The organism is Pseudomonas sp. PS01298 (assembly GCF_029959745.1).
Lineage (GTDB): Bacteria > Pseudomonadota > Gammaproteobacteria > Pseudomonadales > Pseudomonadaceae > Aquipseudomonas > Aquipseudomonas aylmerensis.
On record NZ_JASCPP010000005.1, the window covers coordinates 129,956 to 139,981 of the forward strand.

At 59.0% G+C, this 10,026-nt stretch carries 9 protein-coding genes and 1 pseudogene; 5 read left to right on the forward strand and 5 right to left on the reverse strand.

Annotated features, from left to right (window positions below; all coding sequences use genetic code 11):
- Positions 1–170: 170 nt before the first annotated feature.
- The 3 genes from QMX97_RS04275 (at position 171) to ahpF (ending at position 3,493) form a co-directional block, all read left to right on the forward strand.
- On the forward strand, positions 171–1,103 hold the full coding sequence (locus QMX97_RS04275) for a site-specific integrase (protein ID WP_282396146.1): 933 nt from the start codon (positions 171–173) through the stop codon (positions 1,101–1,103).
- A 133-nt stretch (positions 1,104–1,236) separates the two neighbouring features.
- Positions 1,237–1,800, forward strand: a complete 564-nt coding sequence (gene ahpC / locus QMX97_RS04280) for an alkyl hydroperoxide reductase subunit C (RefSeq protein ID WP_010210361.1) — start codon at positions 1,237–1,239, stop codon at positions 1,798–1,800.
- A 127-nt stretch (positions 1,801–1,927) separates the two neighbouring features.
- Positions 1,928–3,493, forward strand: coding sequence for an alkyl hydroperoxide reductase subunit F (gene ahpF / locus QMX97_RS04285; RefSeq protein WP_282396162.1), 1,566 nt, complete (start codon positions 1,928–1,930; stop codon positions 3,491–3,493).
- Positions 3,494–3,555: 62 nt separating this feature from the next.
- Here the strand turns inward: ahpF and gloA are convergent, their stop codons facing one another.
- Positions 3,556–4,077 (reverse strand): lactoylglutathione lyase, encoded by a 522-nt coding sequence (gloA, locus tag QMX97_RS04290; RefSeq protein WP_201144555.1) that lies wholly within the window; start codon positions 4,075–4,077, stop codon positions 3,556–3,558.
- 202 nt (positions 4,078–4,279) lie between these two features.
- Between gloA and QMX97_RS04295 the strand changes: the two genes are divergently transcribed.
- A complete protein-coding gene (locus QMX97_RS04295) occupies positions 4,280–4,816 on the forward strand; it encodes a DUF4946 domain-containing protein (protein WP_282396169.1) in 537 nt (178 codons plus the stop codon).
- 111 nt (positions 4,817–4,927) lie between these two features.
- Here the strand turns inward: QMX97_RS04295 and QMX97_RS04300 are convergent, their stop codons facing one another.
- The 3 genes and pseudogenes from QMX97_RS04300 to QMX97_RS04310 all read right to left on the reverse strand — a co-directional run.
- The gene (locus QMX97_RS04300; protein WP_106803789.1) at positions 4,928–5,293 is read right to left on the reverse strand and encodes a histone-like nucleoid-structuring protein, MvaT/MvaU family; all 366 of its coding nucleotides are present in this window, start codon (positions 5,291–5,293) and stop codon (positions 4,928–4,930) included.
- A gap of 198 nt (positions 5,294–5,491) precedes the next feature.
- Complete coding sequence (locus QMX97_RS04305; RefSeq protein ID WP_282396164.1) at positions 5,492–7,033, reverse strand: EAL domain-containing protein; 1,542 nt, start codon at positions 7,031–7,033, stop codon at positions 5,492–5,494.
- Positions 7,034–7,077: 44 nt separating this feature from the next.
- Positions 7,078–7,271 (reverse strand): annotated as a pseudogene (locus QMX97_RS04310) (LysR family transcriptional regulator); the annotation flags it as partial.
- Between the two features lie 304 nt (positions 7,272–7,575).
- Here QMX97_RS04310 and hppD point away from each other — a divergent pair.
- Positions 7,576–8,652 (forward strand): 4-hydroxyphenylpyruvate dioxygenase, encoded by a 1,077-nt coding sequence (gene hppD, locus QMX97_RS04315; RefSeq protein ID WP_065905432.1) that lies wholly within the window; start codon positions 7,576–7,578, stop codon positions 8,650–8,652.
- Positions 8,653–8,707: 55 nt separating this feature from the next.
- Here hppD and rarD read toward each other — a convergent pair whose 3' ends face one another.
- The gene (gene rarD / locus QMX97_RS04320) at positions 8,708–9,589 is read right to left on the reverse strand and encodes an EamA family transporter RarD (RefSeq protein ID WP_282396167.1); all 882 of its coding nucleotides are present in this window, start codon (positions 9,587–9,589) and stop codon (positions 8,708–8,710) included.
- Positions 9,590–10,026: the final 437 nt, after the last annotated feature.

Genomic DNA, 10,026 nt, shown 5'->3' on the forward strand with positions numbered 1-10,026 from the left:
GGGGTCTCCGTCGATTTAGTACTGTGGTATGTAGTATGTATATACGTACTATAACATGAATGAAATCGCCTTTAAATTCATGATTTAACGGATGGGATATTGGCGTATTATCCCGTGTCATAGCCGTTTTGGTTGCCGACACACCCCATAGCCGTACGAATAGGCCCTGCATGAGCGATCTGGATCGTTACCTCAACGCGGCGACCCGCGATAACACGCGCCGCAGCTATCGCGCGGCGATCGAGCATTTCGAGGTGAGTTGGGGCGGGTTCCTGCCGGCCACCAGTGACAGCGTCGCGCGGTATCTGGTGGCGCATGCCGGGGTGCTGGCAGTCAACACCTTGAAGCTGCGGCTCTCGGCGTTGGCGCAATGGCACACCAGCCAGGGGTTTCCCGACCCGACCAAGGCGCCGGTAGTGCGCAAGGTGCTCAAGGGCATCCGCGCCGTGCACCCTGCGCAGGAAAAGCAGGCTGAGCCGCTGCAGCTCCAGCAACTGGAGCAGGTGGTCGCGTCTCTCGAAGCCGAGGCTGCCCGCGCCAGCGCCGATCAGGATCAGCCGCGCCTGCTGCGCGCCAAGCGCGACACCGCGCTGATCCTGCTGGGCTTCTGGCGCGGCTTTCGCAGCGATGAGCTGTGCCGCCTGCAGATCGAACACGTACGCGCCACGCCCGGTGCGGGGATCAGCCTGTATCTGCCCCGCAGTAAAAGCGACCGCGACAACCTCGGCAAAACCTACCAGACCCCGGCGCTGCTACGCCTGTGCCCGGTGCAGGCCTACAGCGAATGGCTCAGCGCCTCGGCCCTGGTGCGTGGTCCGGTGTTTCGCGGGATTGATCGCTGGGGCAACCTGGGCGAGGAGGGCTTGCACCCCAACAGTGTGATTCCACTATTGCGCCAGGCGCTGGAGCGCGCCGGCCTGCCTGCTGAGCAGTACACCAGCCACTCGCTGCGGCGCGGCTTTGCTACCTGGGCGCATCGCAGCGGCTGGGACTTGAAGTCATTGATGAGTTACGTCGGTTGGAGCGACATGAAATCTGCCATGCGCTATGTTGAAGCGACGCCCTTTCTCGGCATGACCCTGGCGACGCAACCGCTGCTTTGAGATTTCTTCTATTAATACAGTTACCTGATAGGGAAAACCAATCGTCAGCATCAGGTTTGCCAATGAGCCAACCGCCGAGAAGGTGGGTAGGATTCACCTCATCAACTTTTTAACCCCTGACGGAGAGTCAACGATGCCTATCATCAACAGCCAAGTAAAACCGTTCAAAGCTACCGCATACAAAAACGGCAACTTCGTAGACGTGTCGGACGCTGACCTGAAAGGCAAATGGTCGGTAGTCTTCTTCTACCCAGCCGACTTCACCTTCGTTTGCCCAACCGAACTGGAAGACCTGGCTGACAACTACGCCGAATTCCAGAAACTGGGCGTCGAAATCTACAGCGTTTCCACCGACACCCACTTTGCCCACGCTGCCTGGCACAACACCTCGCCAGCCATCGGCAAAATCCAGTACACCATGATCGGCGACCCAACCCTGACCATCTCGCGCAACTTCGACGTGCTGATCGAAGAAGCTGGCTTGGCAGACCGTGGCACCTTCGTGATCAACCCAGAAGGTCAGATCAAGATCGTTGAGCTGAACGACGGTGGTGTTGGCCGTGACGCTTCCGAGCTGCTGCGCAAAATCAAGGCTGCCCAGTACGTTGCTGCCCACCCAGGCGAAGTGTGCCCAGCCAAGTGGAAAGAAGGCGAAGCCACCCTGGCTCCATCCCTGGACCTGGTCGGCAAGATCTAAGTCTGTGAAGTATCAAGGGCGGGTTTCCGCACTTAAGTAAGCTGCATCCGCCCTCAAAACGCCCGGGCGAGATTCGCTCGGGCGTTTTTTTGTCTGCAATAAACCGAATTAATAGGAAATCGCCCGTATGTTGGACGCCAATCTTAAAGCTCAGTTGAAGTCATACCTGGAACGGGTCACCCAGCCGATCGAGATCGTCGCCTCCCTCGACGACGGTGCGAAATCCCAGGAAATGCTGGCCCTTTTGCAAGATGTAACCAGCCTCTCCACGCTGATTACCCTGATCACCGATGGCAATGATGCGCGCAAGCCTTCGTTCTCCATCAACCGCCCGGGTGCCGATATCAGCCTGCGTTTCGCCGGCATCCCCATGGGCCATGAATTCACTTCGTTGGTGCTGGCCCTGCTGCAAGTCGGTGGCCACCCGTCGAAGGCCAGTGTCGAAGTGATTGAACAGATTCGTGCGCTCAAAGGCGAGTTCAGCTTCGAGACGTACTTCTCGCTGTCGTGCCAGAACTGCCCGGACGTGGTCCAGGCGCTGAACCTGATGGCCGTGCTCAACCCGAACATCCGCCACGTCGCCATCGACGGCGCGCTGTTCCAGGCTGAAGTCGACGAGCGCCAGATCATGGCGGTGCCAAGTGTCTACCTCAACGGTGTGAACTTTGGCCAGGGCCGTATGGGCCTGGAAGAAATCCTCGCCAAGCTCGACACGAGTGGCATCGAAAAGGCTGCCGAAAAAATCAGCGCCAAAGACGCCTTTGATGTGCTGGTGGTCGGCGGTGGCCCAGCCGGTTCTGCGGCGGCTATCTACGCCGCACGTAAAGGTATCCGCACCGGTGTAGCGGCGGAGCGTTTCGGCGGCCAGGTGCTGGACACCATGTCCATCGAGAACTTCATCTCGGTGCAGGAAACCGAAGGCCCGAAACTCGCCAGCGCCCTCGAGGCCCACGTGTGTCAGTACGACGTGGACATCATGAACCTGCAGCGCGCCAGCAGCCTGGTACCAGCGAAAAATGCCGGCGACCTGCACGAAATCCGCTTCGAAAGCGGTGCGACGCTGAAGTCCAAGACCGTCATCCTGGCGACCGGCGCGCGCTGGCGCGAAATGGGTGTGCCAGGCGAGCAGGAATACAAAGCCAAGGGCGTATGCTTCTGCCCGCACTGCGATGGCCCGCTGTTCAAGGGCAAGCGCGTGGCGGTGATCGGCGGCGGTAACTCCGGCGTTGAAGCGGCCATCGACCTGGCCGGTATTGTCAGCCACGTGACCTTGCTCGAGTTCGACAGCAAGCTGCGCGCCGATGCGGTACTGCAGCGCAAGCTGTACAGCCTGCCCAACGTTGATGTGATCACCAGCGCGCTGACCAGTGAAGTCAAGGGTGACGGCCAGAAAGTGACCGGCCTGGCCTACAAGGACCGTGACAGCGGTGAGTTCAAGACCATCGACCTGGAAGGGATCTTTGTCCAGATCGGCTTGCTGCCTAACACCGACTGGCTCAAAGGCACCGTCGAGCTGTCGCCCCGTGGCGAGATCATTGTCGACGCCCGTGGCGAGACTTCACTGCCAGGCGTATTCGCCGCCGGTGACGTCACGACCGTGCCGTACAAGCAGATCGTGATTGCCGTAGGCGAGGGCGCCAAGGCTTCCCTGAGCGCTTTCGATCACCTGATCCGCACCTCCGCCCCGGCGTAAATCCGGCGCCGCAAATGAAAAACCCCATGAGCGATCATGGGGTTTTTTATTGCGTGGGGCTTTTACAGCGGCGCTGGCTGAATGATCTCGACCCAGTACGCGTCCGGGTCCTTGATGAACGCCAGGCTTTTCATGCGGCCATCGCTCAGGCGTTTCTGGAAGTCGCAACCCAGGGCTTCGAAGCGCTCGCACGCGGCCACGATATCCGGCACCGAGATGCAGATATGGCCAAAACCACGCGGGTCGGTGTTGCCATTGTGGTAGGCGAAGTCGGCGTCGTTTTCGGTGCCGTGGTTATGGGTCAGTTCGAGGATGCCCGGGATCGACTTCATCCATTCGGTCCGTTGTGCGGCATCGGCCGGGATCTGGGATTTGTCGACCAGGGCCAGGAAGTACAGGCTGAATTCGGCTTCCGGGAAGTCGCGTTTCTCAACCAGGGAAAAACCCAGGACGCGGGTGTAGAAATCCAGCGACTTGGTGATGTCCTTGACCCGCAACATGGTGTGGTTGAACACAAAGTTTGCAGTGGCGGTGTCAGGTTGGGCGGTGACGCCCGGGAAGGTGTTCAATTCGTGCAGGCTCATGGGCCCTCCAGAAAAAAATGGGGCAAACGCGGCTCCAGTGAAAAGCGAGGAGCGATCCCTTGGCTTGCGGCAGGCATCCGTGCAGCCGAGCCATGATACGCAAGGCTCGGCGGTGGCGCCAAATGAAAAAGCCGCTGCAAGCCTTGCGAGCTGCGGGTGGCGGGCTCACACTTTGTCGCTTGAACCTTGGGTATTTGTCGCAATGATCGAATTTCGTAAACCGCTGTTGAGTGCCGTATGCGTGCTGTTGGCCAGCCCCGTGGTCATGGCGGCCGATCCGGAAATCCATTGGCCCAGCGGCTGGCAAGTGGAAGAAGTCGTGCCTGACGACCAGGCCCCGACAGCGCCCGCCACGGTGTCGCGTCAACGGGCGATCAAGAACGATGAAAACGGCACGACCTTGATGGTCATGGAACTGACCGGCACCCCCATCGAGGCCGGGCATAAAGTTAATCTTCAGGGCGTATTGCTGGAAATGCGCAAATCCATCCAGAAGGACTTTGCCCAAGGTGGCTATCAAAGCGTCTGCACCAAGATGCACCCAACAACATTGAGCCGACTTGACGCGCTGGAAACTACTTGTGTGATTACCGAGAACGGACGACACGTGCTGTCACAAACATTGGTGGGCGCTGTTGATACCGATAAGGCCTATGTTTTTTCATATGCGGGGCAGGCGCAAACCTACGAAGCGAGCAAGGATGAAGTCAGTTCGGTGCGCGACAGCCTGAAACTTTAAATCGGTTATGTCGATCGATCTTGAATACGGTGAAATGTTATTTAAGTTTGCGTTCGAATCCTCCAATAAAAAAGCCCCGCATCGGCGGGGCTCTTTATGGGTAGTGCCTGATCACTTGCGCAGCCATGACTCTACAGTGGCTGCACCGTGCTCTTCTTTCCAGGCCTTGAGGCCGCGGTGGTTGCCGCCTTTGGTCTCGATCAGCTCGCCGGTGTGCGGGTTCTGGTAGACCTTGACGACGCGTGCGCGGCGCTGTTTTGGTGCGGCGGTGGCTGCAGCGCTGGTCTTGCCCAGGTTAGGGTCAAGGATGGCGATGATGTCGCGCAGGCTCTTGCCGTAAGTCTTCATCAGGCCCTGGAGCTTTTCTTCGAATTCGATTTCTTTTTTCAGGCCGGCGTCGTTCTTCAGGGATTCCAGCTGGGCGAGCTGCTCTTGAAGGGCTTTTTCTGCTGCGCGAAATTCGGCGAGTCTGGACAAAATAGGTACTCCAATAGTGTTGTTGGCTGATATCAATTACAGACAAAGCTATAAGCCAAGCGCTTTAAGGCAACTCAGGAAAGACGCCTTCCTGCGAGTTCTGCACAGGCAGGAAAAATTGTAGTAGTTAATGCGCTACGAGTAAATCACGTCTTTTGTATTACTTACATTATTTCAACCTGTCTAGTACCGGGCTATTCATTGGTGGCTCAGGGATTTAATCAATTCATCGCTGGGCACAGGCTTTCCGAACAGGTAACCCTGCAGGAAATCCACGCCACGCGCCGCCAGGTATTCGCATTGCTCGACTGTTTCCACGCCTTCGGCAACGATGCCCAGATCGAGCTTGCCGGACAGTTCTATGATGCTGTCGAGAATATGCCGGGAGAGTGCATCGGCGCCGATCATGGCGACAAAACTCTGATCAATCTTCAAATAGTCCACATTGAAGTTGCGCAAGTAGCCCAGGCTGGAATGGCCCGTACCGAAGTCGTCAATGGCGATCATCACCCCCAGTTCATGCAACGCATCGAACAGGCGGCGGGTAATATCAGTGGGTTCGATCAGCTCGCGCTCGGTCAACTCCAGTACCAGGGTGACCTGGCCAACAGGAAAGGCTGCCAGAAACTCTCGGCAATCGTCCACCAGCGCCAGGTCCTGGCAGTGGCGGGCGGTAATATTCACGCCAATATGAAACCCCGGGCTGAAGCGCGCCGCGTGGGGTGCCAGTTGCGCGGCGGTCTGGCGGAGCAGGGCGCGCGTCATCGGCACAATCAGCCCGCATTCCTCGGCGAGTGGAATAAACAGGTCCGGACGTACCAGGCCTTCCTTCGGGTGTTTCCAGCGCATCAGCACTTCACAGCCCGCCCACTCCCGCGTGTCGCCGCGTACCACGGGCTGGAAGTACGGGATGAACTCATTCGCCCCCAGCGCCCGTTGTAATTCATGGGTTGGCGCGGTCACGCGCTTTTGCAGGGCGTGCGCGAGGACGCCGGCCAACAGGCCAAAAAACACCACCAGGCTGAACATTGCAGGGTATCGGTCCTGCATATAGCGCCACACTTCACCGGCCGGCATACCGGCGTCGACACTGTAGCGATAGCGTTCGGACGCCAGGTGATGATGGGCCACGGCAAACACCGGTACCTGCGCGTTGCGCACTTTGCCGTCGGCACCCAGCCAGTTGGGCCCGACCTGCAGGATCAGGTTCGCATAACGGCTGATCAGGCGCAGCGCGTTGGTCAGGTGGTAGCCGTCGATCGAGGCAAACGCGGCCTTGTCGCCCTCCACCAGGCGGTACACCAGCAAGGCCGTATCCGGCGTCACCGGGTTGCCGTTCATCAACCACAGCCGCCCATCCACGTAGTCATCCGGGTTCACCCGCGACTCGTACTGGCTGCCGAACAGCGAACTGCAATAGATATTTTTCTGCCAGGACAATGTGGTTGCGCGCACAAACGGCCGGCGTGTGACCTGCTCGCGCAGTGCCAGCTGTGCACTGCTGTCGCACGGCTGTCCGGCGAGTGGCAGCAATTCCTGGGCGGCGAGAGCGGTGTTGTCGAGCATCAGGTCGAATTGGCGCACGGCTTCCTGCGCCGTCTGCGCGGTGCTTTTCTCAAGGGTGCGTTCGGCTTGCCAGTGCAGGATGAACACACCCAGCAGGATGGGCAGCAGCCCGCACAGCACACTGATCGAATGGCGAGTGAAGGACTTTCGAGGGCCTGTGACAGTCAGGGGCATGAATTCCGGGCCTGTTGCGCGAGAGGGCGGTGACGGTAGGGCAGTCAGGGATGCCCGGATGATAGACGGCCCGGTTCAAATATGCTCGTCAGCCCCAGCGACTGTGCGATCTCGATAAAGGCCAGGGCGGCAGGCGAGGACTGCCGGCGGTCCAGCACCGCCAAGCCGATACGGCGCGACACCCGGGCGACAGGCGCCGGTATACGTAGCGCGGGTCATGATCGCGCGGCAACGCTGCTGGGCAGTTACCTGTGCAACAAACCGCTTGCGCAGGCCAAGGCAATAGGGATTTGATGAAGACTGCGGACAAACACGGTTACGCTGTGTAGAATCGATTTACGCATACAAGAATATGGACTTGCGCTCACGCAAGCCTCGGCCGTCAGAGACTGATGACACCATGAAGCTACTCGGCTCCCCCCTCATCTTTGGTGATTTCCTCGCCCGCAGTGTGCGAGGCCTTTCCTGCGCGCCTCCCTTCGACCTCATCCTTGCTCGCAACTAATCAATTGCTACCCAACAAGAATGATGAGGCACCGAACATGACCGACCATTTAGACAACCCAATGGGCCTGATGGGCTTTGAATTCATCGAATTCGCATCGCCGACCCCGGGCACGCTGGAGCCGATCTTCGAGATCATGGGCTTCACCAAGGTCGCGACCCACCGCTCCAAGAATGTGCACCTGTACCGCCAGGGCGAGATCAACCTGATCCTCAACAATGAGCCCAACAGCATTGCCTCCTACTTCGCGGCGGAGCATGGCCCGTCGGTGTGCGGCATGGCGTTTCGCGTCAAGGATTCGCAGCAAGCCTACAACCGCGCGCTGGAGCTGGGTGCGCAGCCGATCCATATCGAAACCGGCCCGATGGAACTGAACCTGCCGGCGATCAAAGGCATCGGCGGCGCGCCGCTGTACCTGATCGACCGCTTCGGTGAAGGCAGCTCGATCTATGACATCGACTTTGTCTACCTCGACGGCGTAGACCGCAACCCGGTCGGTGCCGGCCTCAAGGTCATCGACCACCTGACCCACAACGTGTATCGCGGCCGCATGGTCTACTGGGCCAACTTCTACGAGAAACTGTTCAACTTCCGTGAAGCGCGCTACTTCGACATCAAGGGTGAATACACTGGCCTGACCTCCAAGGCCATGAGTGCGCCGGACGGCATGATCCGCATCCCGCTGAACGAAGAGTCGTCCAAGGGCGCCGGGCAGATCGAAGAGTTCCTGATGCAGTTCAACGGCGAGGGCATCCAGCACGTGGCGTTCCTCACCGACGACCTGGTCAAGACCTGGGACGCGTTGAAGGGCATCGGCATGCGCTTCATGACCGCACCGCCGGACACCTACTACGAAATGCTCGAAGGCCGCCTGCCGAATCACGGTGAGCCGGTCGATCAACTGCAATCGCGCGGCATCCTGCTGGACGGCTCGTCGATTGAAGGCGACAAGCGCCTGTTGCTGCAAATCTTCTCGGAGACCCTGATGGGCCCGGTGTTCTTCGAGTTCATCCAGCGCAAGGGTGATGATGGCTTTGGCGAAGGCAACTTCAAGGCGCTGTTCGAATCCATCGAGCGTGACCAGGTGCGTCGTGGTGTACTGACCGCCGACTGAGGGTAAAAAAGCCCGGCCGGGATTGCTCCTGGCCGGGCTTTTTATTGCCTGCGGATCAGGCTTTGCGCTGACGCACCAGATGCTTGAAGCCTTCATAGACCAGCACCATTACCGCCAGCCAGATCGGGATATAGGTCAGCCATTGGCCACCCTTGATCCCTTCACCCAGCAGTAACGCCACAGCCAGCAACAGCACCGGCTCGACATAGCTGAGCAGCCCGAACAGGCTGAACGCCAGCAACCGGCTGGCGATGATGTAGCTCACCAGCGCCGATGCGCTGATCAGGCCCAGCGTTGGAATCAAGGCATACAGCTTCGGATAGGCGTCGAGCACGGCGACCCCCTGTTCGCCGCTCTGCACGAACCACCAGGCCACCGGCAGCATCAGTGCCATGTCCAGCCACAGACCGCCCAGGTGATCGGTGGACAGGTATTTACGCACCACGAAGTAGACCGGATAGCCGATGATCACGACCAGCGTGGCCCAGGAGAAACCGCCGGCCTGATACAGCTCATTGAGCACGCCGAGCGCGGCGAACACTACGGCGATCTGCTGCAGGCGCGACAACCGCTCGCCATACACCAGGCGTCCCGTCAATACCATGGTCAGCGGCAACAGGAAGTAACCCACCGACACATCCAGGCTGCGCCCGTTCAGTGGCGCCCACATGAAGAGCCACAACTGCACGCCGAGCAATGCCGAAGACAGCACCGCGCCGCCGATCAACCGCGGCTTGGCCGCCAGCCTGCGCAGCAATTCCCACACACGGCGCCATTCGCCGCTGACGATCATGAACACCGTCATGCACGGCACGGTGAGCAACATGCGCCAGCCGAAAATCTCCAGGCCGCTCAACGGCGTAAGCAGCGACGTGAAGTAATACATCACGGCAAACAACACCGACGCCGCCACGGATAACACAACACCTTTAGACACACTGTCCTCGCCAAAACCGGTTGCTACAAAAGAAGAGAGAAATTCAGGAGGGGATTATGGAGCTTTTGACGGGAGACGGTTGCGCTGTTTTGGGGCGTTTTGCGCGAATATTTTCATGGGGTGAGGTTTGGAGGAGGTGATAGAGACAAACCTCCTTTGATGAACCCACTTCCCATGGCGGGCCAGTTTGTTGTGGCGAGCGGGGTTATTGTGGTGAGCGGGCTTGTCCCGCGTTGGGCTGCGAAGCAGCCCCTGTCAGCGAGCACGCGGTGGATCAGGTACTCCTCGCCGACTGGTTTTGGGGCGGCTTTGAACTGGTCAAGTAATCTTGGACACCGATTAAGGTTTCACGCCACCAGCTTCTCCCTGGCGACTGGTGACCGATAGTCGTTGTAGCTATGCGGCCTGGTGATGTTGTAGCGCGATACATAGCGCTG

Coding starts and splice junctions, on each gene's coding strand:
- ahpC (WP_010210361.1), top strand. CDS start 1,237: ATGCCTATCATCAACAGCCAAGTAAAACCGTTCAAAGCTACCGCATAC.
- QMX97_RS04305 (WP_282396164.1), bottom strand. CDS start 7,033: ATGCCCCTGACTGTCACAGGCCCTCGAAAGTCCTTCACTCGCCATTCG.
- hppD (WP_065905432.1), top strand. CDS start 7,576: ATGACCGACCATTTAGACAACCCAATGGGCCTGATGGGCTTTGAATTC.
- QMX97_RS04275 (WP_282396146.1), top strand. CDS start 171: ATGAGCGATCTGGATCGTTACCTCAACGCGGCGACCCGCGATAACACG.
- gloA (WP_201144555.1), bottom strand. CDS start 4,077: ATGAGCCTGCACGAATTGAACACCTTCCCGGGCGTCACCGCCCAACCT.
- ahpF (WP_282396162.1), top strand. CDS start 1,928: ATGTTGGACGCCAATCTTAAAGCTCAGTTGAAGTCATACCTGGAACGG.
- QMX97_RS04295 (WP_282396169.1), top strand. CDS start 4,280: ATGATCGAATTTCGTAAACCGCTGTTGAGTGCCGTATGCGTGCTGTTG.